Origin of the sequence: Caballeronia fortuita, assembly GCF_001544835.2 — a bacterium.
Lineage (GTDB): Bacteria > Pseudomonadota > Gammaproteobacteria > Burkholderiales > Burkholderiaceae > Caballeronia > Caballeronia fortuita.
Genome location: NZ_FCNX02000009.1, coordinates 23,131 through 45,969, shown reverse-complemented (window position 1 = coordinate 45,969; position 22,839 = coordinate 23,131). Strand labels below are relative to the sequence as shown.

Below are 22,839 nucleotides of genomic sequence, written 5' to 3'. Positions count from 1 at the left end.
ATAAGCCGTCATCCTAACCTTGTCGCACATCCGCGCGAAAGCATGCGGACTCGTTATTCAGCCAGCGCCGATTCCGCCTTTCCCGAAGCTTTCGCGCCGCGGCCGACGCGTGCCCGGTCCGCGAGCCTGCGCCGCGTCATCGTTTGACCGCGAGTTCCGCACATCGCGCGATGGGTTCGAACCCTTCGCGATGCGCCTTCGCAAACGCCGCCGCTTTCTCTTTGAGCACTTCGCGATCCATCGAAAGTGCGTCGAGCATCGCGTCGTGCAAGTCCGCGATCGCCACGACGCCCGGCGCGCCCGCGATGTCCCACGTCGATACATACGCGCGCTGTTTGACCGAATCCGCGTGATGCAGATTCACGCGCGGCAAGCCGTACGCCATCGCGACGATCCGGCCGTGCAGACTGCTGCCCGCGAAGCCTTCGCTGCTCGCGATCAGCGCGCAGATATCCCAGACGTTCAATGAATCGACGATTGTCACCGCCGGATGCCGCATGCGCGCCGCCATGCGCTCGTAGACCGCGATGTCGTCGTGCCACGGCGCCGCGCCCGCACGGAACAGCGCAATGCCGAGCCCGGTCGATCGTCCGATCCGATCCAGCCGATGCGCGATCTGCGCGAGCGTCGCGTCGTCGCCGAAATCCGCGCTCAACTGGACCGCGAGATAACCGTGGGCGAACGCGCGGCGCGCGCCGGCGTGCATGCGGATGCGCGCGTCGAAGAGTTCGGCGACCATCGATGCCGGATCGGGAACGAGCTGCGCGTCGAGGCCCGATTGCCTGAGCGCGGCTCGCGTGTGCGTGTCGCGCACGCTGACGTGATCGGCCGAGCGGAGTTTGGCGAGGACTTCGGCGCGTAACGCGGCATCGCTGTGGTCGAGCGCCGCGCCGCCGATCGCGTTCGCGCATATCGACGCCTGCGGGAACGTCTCGCGGCCGATCACGTACGGCGCGCGCGCGCCGGTGGCGAGTTCCGTGCGCGCCCAGGCGTCGCGGTCTTGTGCGCGTGAGCCGTATCGCGCGATGCGGGCTTGCGCTTCTTCGGGTTTCGTCAGCATCACGGCGGCTTCCCAAGCGCCGCACGTGAGCAACTCGCCGCCCGCGTGAATCAGCGCGAGCGGTTCGTCGCGCCAGCGCGCGGCGAGCGGCGCGAGCGCGGCGACATCGTGACCGCCGTATGCGCGCAAGTCGCGCTGCGCGCATCCGGCGAATATCGGCGCGATCCCGGGACAGCGTTGCTCGAGCAGTGCCGCGACGACATGCGCGAACAGCATGTCGCCGAAGTTATGACGATCGAACGCGCCGAAGACGATGATCCGCCGCTCGCTTCCCATATCCGCACCTCACGATCCGCTAATTCTGCCCTAGCACACTGCCCTCACACGCCGCACGTCAGGAGGGAAAGATGAAGATCGAACCGACGCCCATCGCCGCCGCATCGCTGGTCGCCGCGGACGCCGAGCGCGACACGTCGACGGAACAAATCGCCGTCGACGCCGCCGCGTCCGCCGAACCGATACGCTACGAAGACCTCCTGCCCTATCTGCTCTTGCCGATGGCCGGCGCATACTGAACCGAACCGCTGGAGCGCGCGATGTTCATCCGAAACGGCGTCACATACGAATTCCATCATCTCGGCATTCCGGCGCAAACGCCGCGCGAAGGCGAGCGCTACAGCGCGATGTTCCGCATGTTTACGAGCGATGCCGAATGCGCGCTCATGCGCGTGCAATATCACCGCTTCGAGGAAGGCAGCACGCTGCCCGAGATGTTGCGCGCGATGCCGCACGTCGCGTTCAAGGTGAGCGATCTGGCAAAGGCGATCGAGGGAAAGACGATTCTGCTCGGGCCGTATGAACCGATCGACGGCTTTCGCGTCGCGGTGATTCGGGATGGCGAAGCGCCCGTCGAACTCATCGAAACGACGCTCACGGACGAGCAAATATGGGGCCGGGCGACGAGCGGCACGCAGGCGCCGGTGTATCGGCGCGTTTGACGTTAGAAGGAGCGCGCCGGCCGAAGCCGGCTTTGTCGCAGGTCAGGCCGTCACGCGTGTGATGCCGCCGCTCGACAGCAGACGCACGCGCTGGCCGGCATGGAACGTCTGGCCATCGGCGGCCTGGGTGATCGCGCGCAAATCGCCGTTGTCGAGCCGCACGGTGATTTCGAGTCCGCGCTGCCGTTCGAGATGATCCTGGACCTGATCGCCCGCGACCGCGCCCGCGATGCCGCCGATCACGCCCGCGAGCAACGATCCATGTCCTTCGCCGACCGCGCTGCCCGCGACCGCGCCGAGCAGGCCGCCGCCGAGTGCGCCGAAAGGCGCGGGATGGCCGTCGTTGTTGTCGATCGTTACGCCGCGCACGCTTTCGACGGTCGCCATGCGCACCGTTTCTTCGTGCTGCGTCTGCATGCTGTCGTAGATGTCGGCGGAACTGCCCATCGATGCGCAGCCGCTCATGCCCACCGTGCAGGCGACGGCCAATGCACATACGGCGATAGTCGACTTGTTCATGTTTTTGCTCCTCGGATCGGACGATGTCTTGTTGGGTCCGGCGCGCGTTTCGTGTATCGCGCCGGCATGAAAAGCATCGTAAAGAGGCAGAATGAGCGCCGAATGAGCAGGCGCGGCACGCTTGACCGGAATGTTCGAAGCGCTTATACAGAACGCTCAAACGCTCGCGACCGGAGTCCTGAATGAAAAGAAACGCGATTCCCTTCATGGTCTGCGCCATCGCGCTCGCCGCCTGTTCGACGGGCGGCACCGGCACGCCTCCGCCGCCCGGCACCGTCACGACAACCTTGCCATCCGGCGGCGTCTATAAAGGTTCGCTCAAGGGCAGCACGGCCGAAGCGACGCTTCTCATGCTCTTCGACGGAACCGCGTATCTCTTCTATGGCGGCGCGGGCGGCACGGGACTGGCGGGCGTCGCGGTCGCGAAGAATGGCGCGCAGTCTGGCGACGGGCGCTTCACCAGCGATTCCGCGTTCGACTATCACATCGGCCGCGCGCCGGCATTGGCCGCCGTGTTCAGCGCGAATTTCGCGCAGGCGCCCGCCGTCGCCGGAACCGTCGCGAACAAGGACGGCAGCGCGGGACTCGCGTTCTCCGCCAGCGCGGCGCCGATGCTCGACATCGCACCGACCCGCGCCAACGCGCTCGGCCTGTACAGCGGGCGCGGCATGACGCTCGGCGGCACGACGCAGACGCGCATCACCGTTGCGGGCGACGGCTATCTCGCGGGCACGACGACATCCGGCTGCATCTTCAAGGGGACGACTGCGCCGCACGAAGGCACGAACGCCTACGACGTCTCCGTGACCTTCGGGCCCGCGCCCTGCCCGATTCCCGACACGACCGTGACCGGTAACGCCGTGCTCGACGGCGCGCGTCTGCTCGTCGCGCTGCCGAGTCCGGACCGCGGCAACGTGTTTCTCTTCGACGGCCGGAAATAGATGCCGCATGGCGCGGCGCGCGGGCGCGAAAATTCGCCATCCGCTGCTTACATGCGCGTTTTCTGTCCTAAGATTCTTTTCGTTTCTCTCGCGCTGCGCGCGCGTGGTCGCAGGTGGTTCAGTGCAGTTTTGAAGAGCAGTCCTGCTTTGCATGGAACCGGACGATGGCGCCGTAACGCCCCGCTCCGTTCAAATAACAAATCCGGAGACAACTCAAATGAACGCAACGCTCAAGCTGGTGCCGCTGGCCGCCGGTGCGATGTTCACCTGCCTGCCGATCGCGCATGCCGCGCAGGACAACGTCAACACGCTGTCGAACTTCCGTCAGACCGGCAACGCGACGCCGGCGGAAACCATCCCGCAATCCGGCCAGACCGCCGATGCGCTGCGCAAGAATCTCGAGCAGATCAAGCTGCCGCCGGGCTTCAAGATCGAGCTGTACGCTGTCGTGCCCGAAGCGCGCGCAATGACGATCGAGCCGTCGACGGGCGTCGTATTCGTCGGCACGCGGAAGAATCGCGTGTGGCAGGTGACCGATCGGACCAAGCAGCGCGTCGCGAGCGATGTCGTGCAGTTCGCGTCTTCGGTGACGTTCAAGGTGCCCAATGGCGTGTGCTTCTCGCCGGACGGCGTGCTCTACGTCGTCGAGCAGAATCGCGTACTCGGCTTTCCGGCGGCGCAGTTCTTCGGCGAAGGCGGCCCGGATGTCGCGGCGGCGGTCGTCGTGCCGCAGGGCAAGCTGATACCCACGCAGTTCGAGAGCTTCAATCACGGCGCGCGTTACTGCCGCGTCGGTCCGGACAAGAAGCTGTACATCGCGCTCGGCCAGCCGTGGAACGTGCCGCCGAAGGACAAGCTCGCCGAGCTCGACAAGAACGGGCTGGCGGGCATCATCCGGCTGGATCAGGACGGCAAGAATCGCGAAGTCTACGCGCACGGCGTGCGCAATTCGGTCGGCCTCGACTTCAATCCGAAGGACAAGACGCTCTGGTTCACCGATAACCAGGTCGACGGCATGGGCGACGACACCCCGCCCGGCGAGCTGAATCACGCGACCAAGGCCGGCGAGAAATTCGGCTTCCCGTGGTACGGCGGCGGCAAGGTGCGCACGGTCGAATACAAGGACCAGAATCCGCCGGCGGGCGTCGTGTTTCCGCAGGTCGAATTCGCCGCGCACGCCGCCGATCTGGGCATGTCGTTCTATAACGGCAAGATGTTCCCGCAGAAATATCAGGGCGGCATCTTCGATGCGGAGCACGGCTCGTGGAATCGCACGAAGCCGATCGGCGCGCGCATCATGTTCGTCCCGATCAAGGACGACGGCACGGCCGGCGAAGCGGAAGTCTTCGCGGAAGGCTGGCTCACGCCGAGCGGCGAATACATGGGCCGGCCGGTCGACGTGCAGACGCTGCAAGATGGCTCGCTCCTCGTCTCCGACGACTATGCGGGCGCGATCTATCGCATCTCGTACACGGGGTCGAAATGAAGCGCATCGTGATCGTGCTGGCGCTGGCTGCGCTGTCGCAGGCGTCGTTCGCTGCGGGAGACATCAAGGCCGGGCGCGCGAAGGCATCGGCGTGCGCGGCGTGTCACGGCATCGACGGAATCTCGAAGCTGCCCGAAGCGCCTAATCTCGCGGGCCAGACCGAGGAATATCTTGTGAAGGCGCTCAACGATTTCCGTTCGGGCGAGCGCAAGAACGAAATGATGTCGATGATGGCGAAGACCTTGTCCGACGCGGATGTCGCCAATCTCGCGGCGTACTACCACAGCCTCGGCAAGCAATGATGTCCGCCGGAGTGTTGCAAATTCGCTGCGGTCGATTCCCGATTGCGAATTTTTTTATTTTAGGTGTTGACGTGGAGACTTAAGGGTTTATACTTACACCTGTCTCCTCCATGTCTCAACCGATGTGGATTCAAGCCCGCTCAACTGAAGCGGGCTTTTTTTTTGCCTTTCGAATTGCGGCGGCGAGCGCGCTTTTAGTGTTCCTTGCCGGGATTCGCCAGCAATTCCGAGCGTCCGATCACCTCCCTAGACTTGCCGGCCGTCTCGGCGTCCGAGAAACCCGCTGCCTCGATGACGGGCGTGAGCGCTCTGAGCGCCACTTGCGGTTTGGCGCTGCGCAGCGACGCCATCCCTTCGTTCCACGCATGCAGCATCTGTTTGGCAATCCAGTGCCAGCGCGTCTCGTTCTTCGCCGCTTCGGCGATGTCCTTTCCCGTCGACACCGCAGCGTCGCACAATGCTTCGACCATCTCGCGATAACGCTTCGGCGCAATGCCGAGCCGCGTATTGAAGAAGCGCTCGAGCGTTCGCCCCGGCGCCCACGTCTTGCGGCCGTCGATGCTCAGGCCCGGCGGATTGTTCGCGAAGCGCGGGTAGGCTTCGGTCGTGACGATGTCGTAGGCGGGCGTGTAGAGTACGTCGTCGATATCCGAGTAGAGCAGCGCGATGTTCTTGGCGTGGCAGTCCGCGTTGCGCACGACGTAATTCGTGATGAGCAGCCAGCCTAGCTGCTCGGCCTCGCGCCGCCAGTTCGCGGCGGCGATGTAGGGTTTCGTCGCGTTGAGCACCTGTTCCGTCGATGGACGGTATTTCTCGTGCGGCGGCAGGCCGAGCAATCCGCAGGCGTCCTCGACGCCGAACGCCGGCTTGCCCATTTCGTCGACATCGAAGCGGTCGACGACGAGCACGCGGCCATCGTCCGACATCGTCGTTCTCGCGACGCGCGCGACGCCGAGCCGCGCCAGCACTTGCATCGAGTAATGCTCATTGAAGCCGAGGTAAGGCGTTTGCTCGTCGGAACCCTTGATGATGTGGCGGCTCGTGCGCAGCGTCTGCTTGCCTACGGGCGGCTGGGTCGCCGGGCGTTCGGGCGCGAGGAACTTGGGTACGGCGCCCGAAATGGCCGCGCGGGCGTAGTAGCGCACGAGTTCGGCGAAATGGCCCGTCGTGATGTCTTCGTGCAGCAGGCTTTTAAGGTCGAGCGGTTCGAGTTCGCCGCCCGGCGCGCCGCCTTCGGGCGTGACGGTAACCCGGCCGATGCCCGATCCGCCGATGACCGCGAGCAGCGAAAGATCGGTGCCGTCGAGATAAGGGCCGAATTCCTCCCGGATCACCTGAAGGAGGAAGCCTTCGGGCAGATTCTGCCGGAAGAAGGGATGCAGGTCGCGCGGCCACACCCACGCTTCCTCGCGAACCGGCATGGTGAGGCTGACGAAGTCGTCGGCGGTGGCGTCGGCGGTGTAGCGCAGCGCGTAATCGTCCGCCTGCCGATAGAGATGCGCGACGAGTTTGCCTTTGACGAAGACGTTGAGACGCATGTCATTGGTCTCCCGCGTTGCGCTGCTCGGTCAGGACGTCATCCAGCGTGCGTGCGTGGCCGCGCTTGACGGCGCGCAGATCGTAGCCGGCGGCTTCGAGGAGCCGCACAAGTGCCGATACGCTCATGTCGCCGCGAGCGAGCGTTTCCATGCGGGCGAGCGTCGTGCGCGATATACCGGCGCGTTCGGCCAGTTCTTTTTGCGAAAGTCCGCTCGCGCGGCGGGCGTCCTTCAGCATTTCGCCGATATCTGCCAATGTCGTCATTTGTAGCCTCGGGGCGTCAAGAATTGACGGAACGAGGCTTATTGTAGCCCGGGTGCTACAAGTCGGTTCAAGCGTTGGTTGTGTCCTTGGAGATACACGGAAAGGGAAAGCGCCGCAAGTTGTAGCCTACGGGATACAGAGTTTTAGAGCGAAGCAAGCGACCGCGCCTCTGAAGCTCCAGGCGCGGTCACGTGCATTGCATCTGATTGGTCTCCTGACGCGCCCCTCGCGCAAGGCTTGGGGTTACCGTCCAAGGCTCTCTGGCTTCGATGTTTTCTGTTGTCCACAGTTTCCGTGCACAAACCTGTGGATATCATTCTCATTACCGCCGCAACGCATTGATTCAACGACGCTTGCCCGCAACGCCCACCGACGCGCCCCGTTCAGTCGGTACTCAGCACGCATGACGCGACGATCGCGCCGCCGCGATCCAGCTCGGCGTTGAAAATCGATTGCGGCGCGCTCGCGCTCAGCTCGTCCGCGGCGGAGCGCGGCAGCGCCAGCGCGATGGTGGCCGTCGCGAGCAACGCAACAACCACCGACAGGAACCAGGAAAAGACGACCATCGCCAACCTCGTCTGCAAAGTCTCTCGGAATCGGCGCGCGTGATAGTCAGCGCGTGATGTGAAGCGTAGGGCTGCGCGCCGCTTCGCGCAGCCCCACGGACGAGGGGACTTGAAGGAGGGAGAGACTGTCGGCGGCCTACGGACGCAGCTTCGGCGACGGTGTCGTCGATATACCTTGCGCGCGCGCCGCGGCTTCCTGCGCCTCGATCGCGCGCACGAAACCGTCGCGTTCGCGCAGACGCTGCCAATACCGCGCGATCGACGGCGCAAAACCGCCGCTCTGCTCCAGCAGTTCCGCGAGCATCAACGCATAGCCGACGGAAATATCCGCCGCCGTGAAACGCCCCGCGCACAGGTACGGCTGCGCATCGAGCAATGGCGCGAGCGTGCGCAGGCGGGCGTGGAACCATCGCGCGTAATCGTCGACGATTTGCGGCTGCAGCCGCTCCGGCGGCTCCAGATGCGCGTAACGCAGCACGAGCGTCTGCGGAAATGTGAGCGTCGCCTCGCCGAAATGAAGGAAGTTGAGATAGCGGCCGAAATCGCGCTCGTGCGGCGCGACGTCGAGCGCGCCCGGCGAGTAACGCGCCGCCAGATACTGGCAGATCGCCGACGATTCGGTCATGAAAAGCGCGTCGTCCGAATCGTCGGTGAGCGCGGGAATCGTGCCGAGCGGATTCAGTTCCTTGTAGCTACGCGCCAGCACGCGCGGCGGAAACGGCAGCATTTTCAGTTCATAGGGCACGCCGATTTCCTCGAGCGCCCACAGCGGCCGGAACGAGCGCGCGCTCACGCAATGGTGCAGCGTAATCACGTCGATGTCTCCGCCGCTCAGCCGAGCCAGGACGGTTTGCGCTTCTCGAGGAAGCTGCGCACGCCTTCGCGGCCTTCGTCCGATGCCCGGATGCGCGCGATGCGCTCGGCCGTCTCCCCGATCAACGCTTCGTCGATGTCCTTGCCCGCAAAATCCGCGACGAGCTTCTTGCACTCGCGCACGCCGTTCGGACTATTCGCGGCGATGCTCGCAGCGATCGCGTCGACGCGCGCATCGAGCTGATCGGCGGCGACGGCTTCATGCACGAAGCCCAGACGCAGCGCTTCGGCGGCATCGAAACGTTCCGCGCTCAAGAAGTAGCGATGCGCGGCGCGCGCGCCCATCGCGCGGATCACGTACGGCGCGATGGTCGCGGGCATCAGGCCGAGCTTTGCTTCGGAGAGGCAGAACTGCGCCGTGTCTGCCGCGACCGCGATATCGCACACCGCGACGAGTCCCATCCCGCCTGCATAGGCATCGCCCTGCACGCGTGCGACGACCGGCTTCGAGCAGTTATAGATCGTGTTGAGCATGGTCGCGAGGCCGAGGGCGTCAGCGCGGTTCTCGGCCTCCGAATAGCCCGCCATGCGCTTCATCCAGTTGAGGTCCGCGCCCGCGCAGAATGCCGGGCCGCTCGCCGCGAGAATGATGGCGCGCACGTTGGCGTCGTCGTCGAGCGCGCGAAAGGCTGCTGTCAGTTCGACGATGGTCGCGTCGTCGAATGCATTGCGCACCTCGGCACGATCGAGCGTCACGCGCGCAATGTGTCCTTCGATACCGAGCTTCAGGCGTTGCAGGTTCGCTGCATCGGTCATATCGTCGTCTCCGAATATCAAAAACTGAGCGTCGCTCAATTCGTGCATGACTGGCACTCGCTGCTTTATCGATCAGTGTCTGCGAAAAACGAGCATACGGTCAACCCCATTCTTTGAGCGTCACTCACAAACGGCGCGCGGCACAATCATCCGAAGAGACTCATGTCCGACATGTCGAAAAGCGGCATGCGCCGACGTAATATAGTCGTATATATTACGGTGCTCGCCCGCGCCGTGCAGCCACGCTCGCGGCCTCCGACGCGCCGCCGAAGTCAATCCAAAACCAGAACTCATCTCGATTCAAGGAGCTTTACGTGAAGACTCGTATTCTGCGCGCTTTGCTTTCCGCGTTCGCGCCGTTGATCGCCGGCGCCGCCGCGATCATGGCCGCGACGCCGGCGCTTGCCGGTGAAGTGCAGGTCGCGGTCGCGGCCAACTTCACGGCGCCCGTGCAGGCAATCGCCGCCGACTTCGAAAAGGACACGGGCAACAAGGTCATCGCATCGTTCGGCGCGACGGGTCAGTTCTACGCGCAGATCAAGAACGGCGCGCCGTTCGAAGTATTCCTCGCCGCCGACGACACCACGCCCGCCAAGCTCGACAGCGAAGGCGCGACGGTGCCCGGCAGCCGCTTCACCTACGCGACAGGCGCGCTCGCGCTGTGGTCCGCGAAAGATGGCTACGTCGACGACAAAGGCGAAGTGCTGAAGAAGAACGCGTTCGATCACATCGCGATCGCCAATCCGAAGGCAGCGCCTTACGGTCTCGCCGGCTATCAGACGCTCGACAAGCTCGGCCTCACAGCAGAAATCAAGCCCAAGGTCGTCGAAGGCCAGAACATCTCGCAGACGCAGCAGTTCGTCGCGACGGGCAACGCGGAACTCGGGTTCGTCGCGCTGTCGCAAATCTATAAGAACGGTAAGATCACGAGCGGTTCGGCGTGGCTCGTGCCGGCCAATCTGCACGAGCCGATCAGGCAGGACGCCGTCATTCTCGACAAGGGCCGCGACAATCCGGTTGCGAAGCAGTTTGTCGAGTACCTGAAGGGTCCGAAGGCCGCCGAAGTGATCAAGTCGTACGGTTATCAACTCTAATTGCGCCGATGCCGCTCGATAGCGCCGATCTCCAGGCCATCACGCTGACGCTCGAACTCGCGTCGCTGACGACGGCGCTCCTGCTCGTCGTCGGCACGCCGATCGCGTGGTGGCTCGCGCATACGCGTTCGAAGGCGAAGGGCATCGTCGGCGCGGTGGTCGCGCTGCCGCTCGTGCTGCCGCCGACCGTTATCGGCTTCTATCTGCTCGTGCTGATGGGGCCGAACGGTTATGTCGGCAAGATCACGCAGGCGGCGGGCATCGGCTTGCTGCCGTTCACGTTCGCGGGGCTCGTCGTCGGCTCGGTGATCTATTCGCTGCCGTTCGTCGTGCAGCCGCTGCAGAACGCGTTCGACGCGATCGGCCGCCGTCCGCTCGAAGCCGCCGCGACGCTGCGCGCGAGTCCGTGGGACACGTTCTTCACGGTGGCGCTGCCGCTCGCGCGCCCGGGCATCGTCACGGCGACGATTCTCGGCTTCGCGCATACCGTCGGCGAATTCGGCGTCGTGTTGATGATCGGCGGCAACATTCCGGGACGCACGCGCGTCGTGTCCGTGCAGATCTTCGATCACGTCGAGGCGCTCGAATACGCGCAGGCGCACTGGCTCGCGGGCGGCATGGTCGTGTTCTCCTTCGTCGTTCTTCTGCTGCTTTATTCCGGCCGGCGTCCCGTCACGGCTCATGTCTGAACTCACATCGAACCGCCTGATGCTCGAACGCGCGCACGTCCGCGCCGGGGAAGCCATCGAAGCGCGCTTTCTGGTCGAGCACGAAGGCTTCACGCTCGATCTGGATCTCACGCTGCCCGGCCGCGGCGTCACCGCGATCTTCGGCCATTCCGGTTCCGGCAAGACCACGCTGCTGCGCTGTCTCGCGGGACTCGCGCGGCCGCGCGCGGGGCGGCTCGCCGTCAATGGCGAAGTCTGGCTCGACACCGGGTGCAACACTTTTCTGCCGACGCACAAGCGCCCGCTCGGCTACGTCTTTCAGGAAGCGAGCCTCTTCGCGCATCTGAACGTGAAGAAGAACCTGCGCTTCGGGCTCGATCGCGTGAAGGCGTCCGAGCGGCGCGTGGATCTGTCGCAGGCGGCGGAATTGCTCGGCATCGAACATCTGCTGGATCGCATGCCCGGCGGATTGTCGGGCGGCGAGCGCCAGCGCGTGGGCATCGCGCGCGCGCTTCTGACGAGTCCGCGCCTGCTTCTGCTCGATGAACCGCTCGCATCGCTCGATCAGAAACGCAAGCTCGAAATTCTGCCGTATCTCGAACGCCTGCACGACGAACTCGACATCCCCGTGCTCTACGTGAGCCACGCGCCGGAAGAGGTCGCGCGGCTCGCGGATCATCTCGTGCTGCTCGAAGGCGGCCGCGCGCTCGCGAGCGGCCCGATCGCCGATACGCTCGCGCGGCTCGACCTGCCGCTCGCCATCGCCGACGACGCATCGGTCGTGTTCGAAGGTATCGTCGACGGATACGACAGCGCGTATGGCCTGCTCACGCTCGCGTTGCCGGGCTCGCGCGCGAAGCTCGCCGTCGTGCATACGCCGATGGCGGCAGGCAAAACCATGCGCGTCGCCGTGAAAGCGCGCGACGTGAGTCTCATCACCGGCTCGCCCGAACACGCGCGCAGCAGCGTGCTCAACGTGCTGCCCGCGACGGTCGTCGGCATTGCGCAGGACGCGAATCCGTCGCAGGCCGTCGTGCGGCTCGATGTCGACGGCTCGCCGCTGCTCGCGCGCGTCACGCGTTATTCGATGGACCGGCTGAGCATCGTCGAAGGCATGCGGCTGTGGGCGCAGGTGAAGGCTGTGTCCTTACTCGCCTGAGCGCGCCTCGAGCGCGGCGTATTGGAGCAGCATGATCGTCTTGCCGTCCATGATCTCGCCGCGCTCGATCATCTGCATGGCCGTTTGCAGCGGCACTTCGATCGTCTCGATCTCTTCGCCCTCTTCCACGACGCCGCCGCCATCCGACACGCGCATCGAGCTGTCGTATTCGCCGATGTAGAAGTAGAGCTTCTCCGTCACCGATCCGGGGCTCATGAACGCCTCGAAAATCTTCTCGACATGCTGCACGCGATAACCCGTTTCCTCCTCCACTTCCGCGCGGATGCGCGCTTCCGGCGACGCGTCGTCGAGCAGGCCGCCGGGCGTTTCGATCAGCATGCCGTCGTGTCCATTGACGAACGCGGGCATGCGGAACTGGCGCGTCAGCAGCACGTTGCCGCTCTTGCGATCGCGCAGCAGGATCGTCGCGCCGTTGCCGCGGTCGTAGGTTTCGCGGCTTTGGCGCTGCCACGCGCCGTCGCGCCGCTGGAAATCGAAGGTCACTTTTCTGAGGACGTACCAGTCGTCCGACAACACTTCGGTCTTGAGAATGCGCACGCGTTCCTGAGTTTCCATCGATTCACCTTTCGACATCTAGATCGACTCATGTTAACGTGCAGTTTCGTGCAACATCAAGATATTTCGTGCAAACAATGTTGACCAGCCAGCGCAAGAAAGCGATCCTCGACACCCTCAAACGCGACGGGCAAGTGCTCGCCACCGAACTGAGCGCCCGCTTCGGCATCTCCGAGGACACGGTGCGGCGCGATCTGCGCGAACTCGCGGCCGATGGTCTTTTGCAGCGCGTGCACGGCGGCGCGCTGCCCGCGTCGCCGGCAGTGGCGCCTTTCGCCCGGCGTGAGCAGATGGAATCGGACGCGAAGCGGCGCATCGCGAAGAAGGCGGCGGAAATGATCGCGCCGGGGCAAATCGTGATCGTCGATGGCGGCACGACCGCCGCGCTGCTCGTGCGCCAGTTGCCCGACGATCTTCGTGCGACGATCGTCACGCATAGCCCGAGCGTCGCGGTCGCGCTGGCGCAGCACGCTTTCGTCGATGTCGTGCTGATCGGCGGCAAGCTCTACAAGCATTCCATCGTCACAGTGGGTGCGGCCGCCGTCGAAGCGATGTCGCACGTCAACGCCGATCTGTACTTCATGGGCGTGACCGGCGTGCACCCGGCAGCCGGTCTCACCACCGGCGATTTCGAGGAGGCGCACGTCAAGCGGGCGCTCGCGGCGCGCGCGGCGGAGACCGTCGTGCTCGCGTCGGCGGCGAAGCTCAATGCGGCGTCGGCGTACCGGATCGGCGGCATCGAACTGGCGCAGACGATCATCGTCGACAATTCCGCCGATACGACGCTCGTCGAGCCGATCGAACGGGCCGGAATTACCGTGTTGCGCGCCTGAATGACGACACTTTGTTACCCGGTAACGCGCCGAAAAAAACCGGCCGGCTCGTGTAATTGAATTTCCCCGGCAAAGGGAATAGCGTTGAAAGACGCGCGTGTCCGGTCAACAGCGGAGGTCGGAATTCCGTTATAGGCATCGACACCGCAAACATTTTTTCTGGAGAAGGACGTGAATCGCCTCAAGGCTTTTATTGCGCTGGCGCTGATCGCGAGCGCCGGCGTGACCGCCAACGCGTACGCCTGGGCGCGCGTGGGCGTGTGGGTCGGCGGACCCGTGTATTACCCGTATCCCGTCGCGCCCGCGCCGTACTACTACTATCCGCCGCCGCCCGTGGTCGTGCAGCCCGCAGCGCCCGTGCAATATGTCGAGCAAGGCCAGCCCGTTGCCGATCCGGGCGCGCCCGCCCAGCAGCCCGGCATGTGGTACTACTGCGACTCCGCGCGAGCCTATTACCCGTACGTGAAGCAATGTTCCGGCGCGTGGCGCCCGGTTCCGGCGACGCCGCCGCCTTCCAACTGATACATCGCAGGAATCAATGAACTACTCAAGGCTAGGCCTTCTACTGGCCGCGACCGGCGCGATCGGGCTGTCGGCCTGCACCGTGATGCCGACCGGTCCGAGCGTGATGGCGCTGCCCGGCAGCACCAAGACGTTCGATCAATTCCGCTCCGACGACGCCTCGTGCCGCCAGTTCGCCCTGAATCAGGTCGGCGGCGTGGACGCGAATCAGGCGGCGACCAACAGCGCGGTCGGCAGCGCGGTGGTCGGCACGGCGCTCGGCGCGGCTGCGGGCGCGGCCTTCGGCGGCGGCTCGGGCGCGGCCATCGGCGCGGGCGCGGGGCTTCTAACCGGCAGCGCGTTCGGCGTCGGGGCATCGCAGGCATCGGGCTATAACGTGCAGCAACGTTACGACTACGCGTATCTGCAATGCATGTACGCCGCCGGTGACAAAGTGCCCGTGCGCGGCAACACGCGCATGGTTCAGCCTTCGGGCGGCGCATACAGCACCACACCGCCGCCGCCTCCGCCGCCACCGGGCTGGCAGCCGCCGCCTGGCGCGTACTGATCTTCCTTCAATGCCGCACGCGCCGGTCCTCGCCGCCGGCGTTCAGCGGCGCATCGGGCACGAACGACGGCGCGACCAGCAAGCCCGTCACCCAGCCGATATAAAACCGGGCATCGCTCCAGAACTCCGCTCCTTCGTAGACGCGAAACGCCTGCACGTGCGCGAGCCATAGCACGAGTTGCAGCGCGCCCGTCAGCACGAGCCAGGCAAGCGCGATCACGCCGGTCGCACGGGCGCAGCGCCTGAACGTCGACGCATCCCATTGTTCCCGCACGATGATGCATCCCGCGATCAGCACGCCGATCGTTGGAATCGCGCTCGTCGCGAGGACGTGCACGCTCCAGCCGAACATCACGCCGACGAGCAAGCCGACGACGATCGACAGCGCCGCTGCCGGCCACGCGATCCACGACGGCGCGCGCGCGGCCATCCACGCAATCGTGATGAAAAACGGCGTGATCGCCCATTGCAGCGCCTGCGCGACCGCTTTCGCGAGGTTGTCAGCGGCCTGCTCGTTCGAATGACTCGCCGCGACATACACGGTGATCGCTTCGTGCACGCACACGGCGACGACCGCGAAACTCAGCGCCTCGCACGCAGCGAAGGCGGGAGACTTGCTCACGTGCTCGTGCGAATCGGAAAGACCGCGCAAGCGCTCCAGCACCGGTTCGACGAAGAACGCGAGAATCGCGCCGATCAGGAGCGCGGCGGCGGCATCGGTCAGGGAAAAGTGGCCGAAGAGGGAAAAGAGGCCTTGCCACAGAAATTCGGGCGCGGCCGCGCACACGGCGACCCACAGCGCGAAGAAGAACCCGTTCGAAGCACTTCTGAGCGGCATGGCCACCTCGATGCGTTTTTTATCGTTCCGGCGGCGACGCCTTCTTCACGCGGTCGATCAATGTCGCGCGCACGCGCTCGCGCAGATCGGCGGGCATTGAGAAACATTCGTAGGCGAGGGCCTGCGCGACGGTCACGACGCGCAATTCCTCGTAGCGTCGTCCGCTTTCGAGCATCGCTTCGAAGGCGTTGGCGCGCTCGTTGATTTCGATCGGATCGGCATCGACGAGCAAGACGGCATGCGCGAGCACCGCGTAGAGCGGCGCGTTGGGGTCGCCGTGCGGCACGCGCCGCCAGTATTGCGCCGTGCCCGCGATCTTGCGGGCGTCGTCGCCGGGGCCCCAGGCGAGATTGAAGCGGCCATCGCAGAAAGAACCTTCGACCGCCTGCCAGTGCGTGCGCACGCCGAGCGCGTTGAGCGCATCCGCGAGAATGCCGCACAGATGCACGTAGACGGATTCGGACAGCGCGCCCATCGCCGCGCGCACCGGATACGCGAGGCTCAGATTGAGAATGCCCGGACCTTGCGGCACGAGGCCGCCGCCCGACAGACGCAGCCACACGGGACAGCCACGCGCGGCGAAGGCGTCGCGCGCATCGGCGAGCGCCGCGTAACGCTGATAGCTGCGCGGCACGACGAGCGACGCGGGCGCTTCCCAGACATGCGCGACGGCATCGCCCGCGGCCGCGCGCGCGAGCAGCGCTTCTTCGGCTTGCAGCGGATCGTGCGGATCGGCGGAATGCGCAGCGGGATCGATCAGTTCGAAGGGCATGGAATCGAAAGAATGACGCGCGGACGCCGGCGCGATCCCGACATGGTAGTCAAGAAAGCGCGGACGCGCCGTGCCGGTGTCGTCATCGGCCGCGGCGCGCGCCGGGCGCTCAGCCGCCCTTGCCCACGTGCTCCTTCAACAACGCATTCACTTCATTCGCCTTCTCCATCTGGCTCATGTGCCCTGCGTCGTCGAACACGCGGACGGTCGCACCTTCCGGCGCGTTTTTCGCGTGCGCGGCAGGAATGATCTGGTCCTTTTCGCCCCAGATCACGAGCACCGGCTTGCCCGTCGCGGATAGCCCGGCGCCCGGCCGCGCGCTCTGCTTTCCGCCCGCGAACAGTCCGCCGTTCAGCGATGTCAGCGCATCGCCCACGCCGTCGAGCCGCTTGTATTTCAGCAGATCGTCGAGCATCTGGCGGCTGACCAGTTCGGGATTAGCGAACAGCAGTTCGACGACGGGCTTCAGTTCGCGGCGCGATTCGGCGGTCACGAAACCTTCGGTGTACGCGTTGTTCACTTCGTCGCCGAAACCGGCCGGCGATATCAGCGAGACCGACTGCACGCGCGCGGGCTGATCGACGGCCATTTGCGCCGCGATGCCGCCGCCCATCGAATGTCCGACGAGATGCGCGCGGTCGAGCGACACGGCGTCCATGAACTTGCCGACGAACGCGGCGAGTTCCGCGAGCGAAGTCCCCGGCACTTTCGGCGTCGATTGCCCGTGGCCCGGCAAATCCAGCGCGAACACGCGGTTCTTTTCGGCGAGCGCATCGAGATTGAAGAGCCAGTTGTCGAGATCGCCGCCGAAGCCGTGGATGAACAACACCGCGTCCTTGCCCGCGTCATCGCCGCCGCGCGATGCATAGCGCACGCGGATGCCGTCGACATCGACGAAGTGATACGCCGCCGCTTCCTCGCCCTCTTCTTCATCCTCGGCGGGCGTGACGTACGACGAGACATACGCGTCGATATCGGCGTCGCTCACGTCGGACGGCGCGAGCACCCCAAGCAGCGCTTTCACCGGCAGCGTATCGCCCGCCGACGCCACTCTTCGGCGCAGCAAACCCGCATCGGGCGCTTCGACCGCATTGGCGATCTTGTCGGTTTCGACATCGAGGATCGGCATGCCGACGGTGATCTCCGTGCCCTCCTCCACGAGCCACTCGTTGACCGTGCCTTCCTTCATCGACAAGCCCCATTTGGGCATCACGATCGGTGTGATTGCGGCCATCAGTGCTTTCCTCCCTTCATGGTTTTTCGTGCGGCGTCGGCGATCTGCGCGGCGCCCGGAATGTAGAGATCTTCGAGCGTCGGCGAGAACGGCACCGGCGTATGCGGCGCGCAGACCATCTGGATGCCGGACTTCAGCGCGCCGAACGCCTGCTGCGCGACCTGCGCCGATATATCCGTCGCGATATTGCAGCGCGGATTTGCTTCATCGACGACGACGAGCCGTCCCGTGTTCTCGACCGTCTCCAGCACGGTGTCGATATCGAGCGGCGACAGCGTGCGCAGATCGACCACTTCCGCTTCGATGCCTTCCTTCGCGAGCGTCGCCGCCGCTTCGAGCGCGCGATGCACCATCAATCCATACGTGACGATCGAGACATCCTTGCCGTCGCGCACGACATTCGCTTCGCCGAACGGAATCGCGTAAGAGTTCTCGGGCACTTCGCCTTCGAAGCCGTACAGATTCTTGTGCTCGCAGAAGATGACGGGATCGTTGTCGCGGATCGCCTGGATCAGCAATCCCTTCGTGTCGTAAGGCGTCGACGGGCACACGACCTTCAGACCCGGAATGTGCGTGAATAGCGACGTAAGCATCTGGCTATGCTGGGCCGCCGCGCGAAAGCCCGCGCCGACCATCGCGCGGATCACGACGGGCGTTTCCGCCTTGCCGCCGAACATGTAGCGGAACTTCGCCGCCTGATTGAAGATCTGGTCGAAGCACACGCCCATGAAGTCGATGAACATCAGCTCCGCGACCGGGCGCATGCCGCACGCCGCCGCGCCGATCGCCGCGCCCACGTATGCAGATTCCGATAGCGGCGTATCGAGCAGTCTGTCGCCGTGCTTCGCGTACAGACCTTTGGTCACGCCGAGCACGCCGCCCCACGCGTCCTTCTCGCCGTCCGCGCCAGCGCCGCCAACGATATCCTCACCCAGCACGATCACGCTCGGATCGCGCGTCATTTCCTGATCGATGGCTTCGTTGATCGCCATCTTCATGCTCAGTTTGCGGGCCATGATGTGTTGTCTCCTCGATTCAGTATTTGACGTAGACATCGGTGAGCAGATCGGCGGCGCTCGGCAACGGCGCGTCCTTCGCTTCCTGAACCGCGCGGTCGATCAACGCGGCGACTTCGCGGTCGATCGCGTCGAGCTCTCCTGGCGAGATCACGTCGGCTTGCGTCACGGCGGCCGCGAATTTCTTCAGGCAGTCCTTGTTCGAGCGGATATCGTCGAGTTCGCCGGGCGCACGATACGTCTGCGCGTCGCCTTCGAAATGGCCGTAGAAGCGGATCATCTTGCACTCGAGCAGCGCCGGCCCGCCGCCTTCGCGCGCGCGCCTGATGACTTCGCCGGCCGCTTCGTAGACCGCGAAGAAATCGGTGCCGTCGACGGTCACACCCGGAATGCCGAAGCCCGCCGCGCGATCCACATAGCTGTCGACCGCGGTGCCGTAATCGCGCGCCGTCGATTCCGCATAGCCGTTGTTCTCGATCACGAAAATCACCGGCAGATTCCACACCGCAGCAAGATTCAGGCTTTCGAGGAACGTCCCCTGATTCGACGCGCCATCGCCCGCGAACGTGATGCCGACTTCGCCCTTGCCGCGAAACTTCGCCGCGAGCGCCGCGCCGCAGATCAACGGGGCGCCCGCGCCGAGAATGCCGTTCGCGCCCATCATCCCTTTCGAGAGATCGGCGATATGCATCGAGCCGCCCTTGCCGTTGCACGAGCCGCCTTTTTTGCCGTAGATCTCCTTCATCATCGCGACCGGATCGACGCCTTTAGCGATGCAATGCCCGTGTCCGCGATGCGTGCTCGCGATGCGGTCGCCGTCGTTCAGATGAGTCATAATGCCGACGCCCGCCGCTTCCTCGCCCGCGTACAGATGCACGAAGCCGGGGATATCGCCGCGTCCGAAATCGACGTGCAGGCGCTCTTCGAAATCGCGGATCGTGCGCATCGTCCGATACACCTTCAACAGTTCATCCTTCGAGAGCGGCAAGCCGCCCGCGTGTTGCGTCGCTGTCATATCTGTCTCCTTTGGTGGGTCTAGCGGGTCTAGCGGGTATTGCCGTTGAGCTGACGCATCAGCCCGGACGCCGCCGCGTAGCGCATGCACGCGGCGACATCGATGCTGCGAAAAGCGTTTTCCCGGAGCGTGACGGTCACATCGTCGCCGGGGTTGAAGGCGAGCTCGCGTTCGCCATCGAGCGCGACGATGCCGCTCTTCTGCGTCACGCGATGCGGCACGCCATCGGAAAGGCGCGTCCAGTTCGCGATCGGCACCGATTCGACGAGGCCGGGCGCGATCGGCGCGTGCAGCGCGAACTCGCACGCGTCCGCGCGGCCGAGTTCGATTGCGAGTCCGCCCTCGTCGTGACGGCCGAGCGGCTCCAGCAAGCCCGCGATCGCCGACATGCCGATCGCCTGCGGATCCGCGTAAGAGACGTAGACGGCGGCGAGCGTGTCGATCTTCCACAGCGCCCGCGCGCCGATGAAATGCTCATGCGAGATCACGGCATCGACGAGCGCGATGTCGCGGCGCACGTTGCCCTTCGCATCGCGAATCTCGATGTCGAGCCGCTTGTTCGACGCGAGCGCATCGTCGGGCGGCACGCGGCCCGTCGCGTACAGTCCTGTCGCGAGTCCGGAGACGGTCGGCTCGCGCATTTCTGGATACGCGTTGTTCGTGCCCGTCGACAGTCCGGCGATCGGCACCTGGCCGCACTCGCGCACGACCGCGCGGTGCGTGCCGTCGCCGCCGAGCACGATCAGCGCATCGACGCCCGCTTCGCGCATCATGTGCGCGGCGCGGAAGGTATCGTCGACGCGCGCGGTCACGGGCATGTCGAGGAAATCGACATGCGCGAGCGCGGCGTCGGGACCTTGCTTGCGCGAGAGATGACGCTGAAGCATGACCTTCAGCCCTTCGCGATCCGGCATCATCAGCACGCGCGAAACGCCGCACGACGCGAGCGACGACAGCAGCCGCAACACGATATTCACGCGATCCGCGAGCTGCAGGCTGTTCGCGTTCGCGATGACGCGCCGGATATCGCGCGCCGAAACAGGATTGGCGATGATGCCGACGAGCGGCGCCGCGCGTTCACGCATGCCTGTGTCTCCGTTGTGTGTTTTGTGCGGCGGATAAAGGCAAGCGCTATGCCAATCGCGCAGCGGCTTTCAGGCGCGAAAAAGCGAGGGATAACCCGCAAGAAACGGGCGATTCGGCGGGTGTACGGGACGCCGCCGTGACAGGTGTCACAGCGGCAGGTGTATCGGCGGGGTACAGGCGTATCGGGCCTAGCTGGCGTCGCGCTGATTCGGCGACTTGATGCCGTATCGCGCCATGCGCCGATACAGCGTCATGCGGCTCACGCCGATCTGCCGCGCGACCGCGCTCAGGTTCCAGCTTGCCGCGCGCAGATACTGCATCAGCAGCATGCCTTCGGGCGGCAGCCGATGCGGATCGAATTCATCGGCGACGACCGCGCGCGGCGCCTCGGCTTCGTTTTTAGCGCTCGCGCCGCCGAAGCCTTCCGGCAGATCGTCGACGTCGATCAGGCCGTTCGAGCACACCGCGCGCGCATAACGCAGCACGTTGCAAAGCTCCCGCAGATTCCCCGGCCATGCATGCCGATGCAACCGCTCGCGCGCCGCCGGCGACAGCGTGACCGCGCCTTCGAGAAGTTTGTCGACGAGCCAGTCGAGATCGGTCCGTTCGCGCAGCGGCGGCAGCGTGAAGCGCGCGCCGTTCAGGCGGTAGTAGAGGTCTTCGCGGAAACGTCCGTCGTGCATGAGCGCATCGAGCGAATGATGCGTCGCGGAAATGACGCGCACATCGACCGAAACGGGACGCGACGCGCCGATCGCCAGCACTTCGCCTTCGGCCAGCACGCGCAGCAGACGCGATTGCAGTTCGCGCGGCATGTCGCCGATTTCATCGAGAAAAAGCGTGCCGCCGTCGGCTTCCTGAATCAGCCCGCGCTTGCCCTTCGCGCCCGCGCCCGAAAAGCTGTTCGGCAGATGTCCGAACAATTCGCTTTCGATGAGCGTCTCCGGAATCGCCGCGCAATTCACCGCGACGAACGGCCCCGCGCGCCGCGCACTCGCGCGATGCAGCGCCTTCGCGAAGTATTCCTTGCCGCTGCCGGTTTCGCCGTTGACGAGCAGGTTGATCGGCGAATCGACGAGCTTGGCGGCACGTTCCAGTTGCCGCGTGAGCGCGGCATCGCCGCCGCAGAGCGCGGCAAGCGGCGCCGGCACGTCCACGCTGCGTTGCGAAGGTGCGTTCGTCGACGGCGTGACGCACGGCGCGGGCGGCATCACGCTTAAGTACAGCAGCGCGCCCGATTTCGCGAGCGGCACGGCGCGCAGCTCGCTCGGCCGCGAATAGACGAAGCGGCCGAGCTCTTCGATACGCGCATCGAAAAGCGCATCGAAGGGCATGCCGATCAGCGACATCGCGGTTTCGCCCGGCGCGACCGGGCGGCCGAGTTCGGCGGCGAGCATCGTATGCGCGCGCCGGTTGTGTCCGACGATGCGCCCGCTCGCATCGAGCGCGATCAGATATTCGGGATTCACATCGACGAATTCCGGCGACATGTTCAGCTTCAGAATCCAGTCCTGCCGATGCGTGCGCAGAAAGTTCGCGTTCTCGATATGCCCCGCGTAGATGCGCACGAGCTGCAGCGCGAGATTCTGGCTGTCGCGCGCTTGCGGCGACACGAGCGCGGAGATGTCGAGAATCGCGGACAGCGCGCCGCGCGAATCGTAGAGCGGCGCGGCGGTGCACGTGAGCGGAATGTGCGTCGCATCGAAGTGATCGATCTGATGCACGGTGAGCGCCTGGCCGGTCGTGAGCGCGGTGCCGACCGCGCATGTGCCCGCGCCCGCTTCGCTCCACTCCGCGCCGAGATACAGACCCGCGCGGCGCAGCGCGGAATCGGTGCTGGCGTCGCCGATGTAATCGACGGTGACGCCGAGCGCGTCGGTGAGCAGCACGACGTAACCCATGCCCGCGACCTGCTCGTACAGCGTTTCGAGCCCGTGACGCGCGATGCGCGCGAAATCGTCGATGCGCTGTTGATGCTCGCGCAGGCGCGTCTGCGGCAGAATGCGCGCTTCCTGCATCCGCGACGGATCGAGCCCGTATTGATGCACGCAGCGCCGCCAGGATGACTGAATGATGCCGTCGTGCGTGCGCGCGGAAGCGAGCGCGTCCGCCCGCGTCGTCGCCGCGACGACTGCCTCGATGTGCTCGCGTTGCCGCATGTCCATCGCGCTCTCCTTGGCGTTCTCGTGCCGCCCGCACGCGGAATTCACCGATTCGCACGAGCGTGTCTCAGGC

The 22,839-nt window shown here is 65.1% G+C and carries 26 protein-coding genes; 11 read left to right on the top strand and 15 right to left on the bottom strand.

Features of this window, described 5'->3' with window-relative positions:
- Window positions 1-136: 136 nt before the first annotated feature.
- Window positions 137-1,336: a polysaccharide pyruvyl transferase family protein gene (locus tag AWB77_RS18090; protein WP_061135829.1), complete on the bottom strand. Its 1,200-nt coding sequence runs from the start codon at window positions 1,334-1,336 to the stop codon at window positions 137-139.
- A 71-nt stretch (window positions 1,337-1,407) separates the two neighbouring features.
- Here AWB77_RS18090 and AWB77_RS36395 point away from each other — a divergent pair, with 71 nt between their 5' ends.
- Both AWB77_RS36395 and AWB77_RS18085 read left to right on the top strand, forming a co-directional pair.
- Window positions 1,408-1,575 carry a hypothetical protein gene (locus AWB77_RS36395; protein WP_167354153.1) on the top strand — a complete coding sequence of 56 codons (168 nt, stop codon included), beginning with the start codon at window positions 1,408-1,410 and terminating at the stop codon, window positions 1,573-1,575.
- A 21-nt stretch (window positions 1,576-1,596) separates the two neighbouring features.
- Entirely contained in the window at window positions 1,597-1,998 is a 402-nt protein-coding gene (locus AWB77_RS18085) for a hypothetical protein (protein ID WP_061135828.1), read from the top strand.
- Between the two features lie 42 nt (window positions 1,999-2,040).
- On the opposite strand, the gene AWB77_RS18080 is transcribed toward AWB77_RS18085, so the two are convergent.
- The gene (locus AWB77_RS18080) at window positions 2,041-2,517 is read right to left on the bottom strand and encodes an outer membrane lipoprotein (RefSeq protein ID WP_061135827.1); all 477 of its coding nucleotides are present in this window, start codon (window positions 2,515-2,517) and stop codon (window positions 2,041-2,043) included.
- A gap of 182 nt (window positions 2,518-2,699) precedes the next feature.
- Between AWB77_RS18080 and AWB77_RS18075 the strand changes: the two genes are divergently transcribed.
- The 3 genes from AWB77_RS18075 to AWB77_RS18065 all read left to right on the top strand — a co-directional run bounded on the left by AWB77_RS18075 (window position 2,700) and on the right by AWB77_RS18065 (window position 5,246).
- Window positions 2,700-3,458 (top strand): hypothetical protein, encoded by a 759-nt coding sequence (locus AWB77_RS18075; RefSeq protein ID WP_061135826.1) that lies wholly within the window; start codon window positions 2,700-2,702, stop codon window positions 3,456-3,458.
- Window positions 3,459-3,675: 217 nt separating this feature from the next.
- On the top strand, window positions 3,676-4,944 hold the full coding sequence (locus AWB77_RS18070; RefSeq protein ID WP_061135825.1) for a PQQ-dependent sugar dehydrogenase: 1,269 nt from the start codon (window positions 3,676-3,678) through the stop codon (window positions 4,942-4,944).
- Window positions 4,941-5,246: a c-type cytochrome gene (locus AWB77_RS18065; RefSeq protein WP_061135824.1), complete on the top strand. Its 306-nt coding sequence runs from the start codon at window positions 4,941-4,943 to the stop codon at window positions 5,244-5,246. Before AWB77_RS18070 ends, AWB77_RS18065 begins: the two co-directional genes overlap by 4 nt.
- 194 nt (window positions 5,247-5,440) lie before the next feature.
- Here the strand turns inward: AWB77_RS18065 and AWB77_RS18060 are convergent, their stop codons facing one another.
- The 5 genes from AWB77_RS18060 to AWB77_RS18040 all read right to left on the bottom strand — a co-directional run bounded on the left by AWB77_RS18060 (window position 5,441) and on the right by AWB77_RS18040 (window position 9,244).
- The gene (locus tag AWB77_RS18060) at window positions 5,441-6,784 is read right to left on the bottom strand and encodes a type II toxin-antitoxin system HipA family toxin (protein WP_061135823.1); all 1,344 of its coding nucleotides are present in this window, start codon (window positions 6,782-6,784) and stop codon (window positions 5,441-5,443) included.
- A 1-nt stretch (window position 6,785) separates the two neighbouring features.
- Complete coding sequence (locus AWB77_RS18055) at window positions 6,786-7,049, bottom strand: helix-turn-helix domain-containing protein (protein WP_061135822.1); 264 nt, start codon at window positions 7,047-7,049, stop codon at window positions 6,786-6,788.
- 383 nt (window positions 7,050-7,432) lie between these two features.
- Window positions 7,433-7,615 (bottom strand): hypothetical protein, encoded by a 183-nt coding sequence (locus AWB77_RS18050; RefSeq protein ID WP_061135821.1) that lies wholly within the window; start codon window positions 7,613-7,615, stop codon window positions 7,433-7,435.
- Window positions 7,616-7,751: 136 nt separating this feature from the next.
- On the bottom strand, window positions 7,752-8,429 hold the full coding sequence (locus AWB77_RS18045) for a glutathione S-transferase family protein (protein ID WP_061135820.1): 678 nt from the start codon (window positions 8,427-8,429) through the stop codon (window positions 7,752-7,754).
- Window positions 8,430-8,446: 17 nt separating this feature from the next.
- Entirely contained in the window at window positions 8,447-9,244 is a 798-nt protein-coding gene (locus tag AWB77_RS18040) for an enoyl-CoA hydratase/isomerase family protein (protein ID WP_061136059.1), read from the bottom strand.
- A gap of 383 nt (window positions 9,245-9,627) precedes the next feature.
- On the opposite strand from AWB77_RS18040, the gene modA reads away from it, so the two are divergent.
- Genes modA through modC form a run of 3 tightly spaced genes read left to right on the top strand, consistent with a single transcriptional unit; the run spans window position 9,628 to window position 12,165 of the window.
- On the top strand, window positions 9,628-10,338 hold the full coding sequence (gene modA / locus AWB77_RS18035; protein WP_061136058.1) for a molybdate ABC transporter substrate-binding protein: 711 nt from the start codon (window positions 9,628-9,630) through the stop codon (window positions 10,336-10,338).
- Between the two features lie 8 nt (window positions 10,339-10,346).
- Window positions 10,347-11,027 (top strand): molybdate ABC transporter permease subunit, encoded by a 681-nt coding sequence (gene modB, locus AWB77_RS18030; protein WP_061135819.1) that lies wholly within the window; start codon window positions 10,347-10,349, stop codon window positions 11,025-11,027.
- Between the two features lie 19 nt (window positions 11,028-11,046).
- Window positions 11,047-12,165 carry a molybdenum ABC transporter ATP-binding protein gene (modC, locus tag AWB77_RS18025; protein ID WP_374728702.1) on the top strand — a complete coding sequence of 373 codons (1,119 nt, stop codon included), beginning with the start codon at window positions 11,047-11,049 and terminating at the stop codon, window positions 12,163-12,165.
- Here the strand turns inward: modC and AWB77_RS18020 are convergent.
- A complete protein-coding gene (locus AWB77_RS18020) occupies window positions 12,154-12,741 on the bottom strand; it encodes an NUDIX domain-containing protein (protein WP_061136057.1) in 588 nt (195 codons plus the stop codon). The two genes, modC and AWB77_RS18020, sit on opposite strands and share 12 nt — an antisense overlap.
- 77 nt (window positions 12,742-12,818) lie before the next feature.
- On the opposite strand from AWB77_RS18020, the gene AWB77_RS18015 reads away from it, so the two are divergent.
- From AWB77_RS18015 to AWB77_RS18005, 3 genes are all read left to right on the top strand, one after another.
- Window positions 12,819-13,574 carry a DeoR/GlpR family DNA-binding transcription regulator gene (locus tag AWB77_RS18015; RefSeq protein WP_061135817.1) on the top strand — a complete coding sequence of 252 codons (756 nt, stop codon included), beginning with the start codon at window positions 12,819-12,821 and terminating at the stop codon, window positions 13,572-13,574.
- Window positions 13,575-13,745: 171 nt separating this feature from the next.
- Window positions 13,746-14,096, top strand: coding sequence for a hypothetical protein (locus tag AWB77_RS18010; protein WP_061135816.1), 351 nt, complete (start codon window positions 13,746-13,748; stop codon window positions 14,094-14,096).
- Window positions 14,097-14,112: 16 nt separating this feature from the next.
- Window positions 14,113-14,643 (top strand): YMGG-like glycine zipper-containing protein, encoded by a 531-nt coding sequence (locus AWB77_RS18005; protein ID WP_061135815.1) that lies wholly within the window; start codon window positions 14,113-14,115, stop codon window positions 14,641-14,643.
- A gap of 7 nt (window positions 14,644-14,650) precedes the next feature.
- Here the strand turns inward: AWB77_RS18005 and AWB77_RS18000 are convergent, their stop codons facing one another.
- The 7 genes from AWB77_RS18000 to AWB77_RS17970 all read right to left on the bottom strand — a co-directional run bounded on the left by AWB77_RS18000 (window position 14,651) and on the right by AWB77_RS17970 (window position 22,769).
- A complete protein-coding gene (locus AWB77_RS18000) occupies window positions 14,651-15,481 on the bottom strand; it encodes a hypothetical protein (RefSeq protein ID WP_082852676.1) in 831 nt (276 codons plus the stop codon).
- 19 nt (window positions 15,482-15,500) lie between these two features.
- On the bottom strand, window positions 15,501-16,253 hold the full coding sequence (locus tag AWB77_RS17995; RefSeq protein WP_061135813.1) for a lipoyl protein ligase domain-containing protein: 753 nt from the start codon (window positions 16,251-16,253) through the stop codon (window positions 15,501-15,503).
- Window positions 16,254-16,362: 109 nt separating this feature from the next.
- A complete protein-coding gene (locus AWB77_RS17990) occupies window positions 16,363-17,487 on the bottom strand; it encodes an acetoin dehydrogenase dihydrolipoyllysine-residue acetyltransferase subunit (RefSeq protein ID WP_061135812.1) in 1,125 nt (374 codons plus the stop codon).
- Entirely contained in the window at window positions 17,487-18,503 is a 1,017-nt protein-coding gene (locus tag AWB77_RS17985; RefSeq protein WP_061135811.1) for an alpha-ketoacid dehydrogenase subunit beta, read from the bottom strand. The genes AWB77_RS17990 and AWB77_RS17985 overlap by 1 nt, the downstream gene beginning before the upstream one ends.
- A gap of 19 nt (window positions 18,504-18,522) precedes the next feature.
- On the bottom strand, window positions 18,523-19,518 hold the full coding sequence (locus AWB77_RS17980; protein WP_061135810.1) for a thiamine pyrophosphate-dependent dehydrogenase E1 component subunit alpha: 996 nt from the start codon (window positions 19,516-19,518) through the stop codon (window positions 18,523-18,525).
- Window positions 19,519-19,547: 29 nt separating this feature from the next.
- The gene (locus AWB77_RS17975; RefSeq protein WP_061135809.1) at window positions 19,548-20,603 is read right to left on the bottom strand and encodes an ATP-NAD kinase family protein; all 1,056 of its coding nucleotides are present in this window, start codon (window positions 20,601-20,603) and stop codon (window positions 19,548-19,550) included.
- A 189-nt stretch (window positions 20,604-20,792) separates the two neighbouring features.
- A complete protein-coding gene (locus tag AWB77_RS17970; RefSeq protein ID WP_061136056.1) occupies window positions 20,793-22,769 on the bottom strand; it encodes a sigma-54-dependent Fis family transcriptional regulator in 1,977 nt (658 codons plus the stop codon).
- Window positions 22,770-22,839 lie beyond the last annotated feature (70 nt).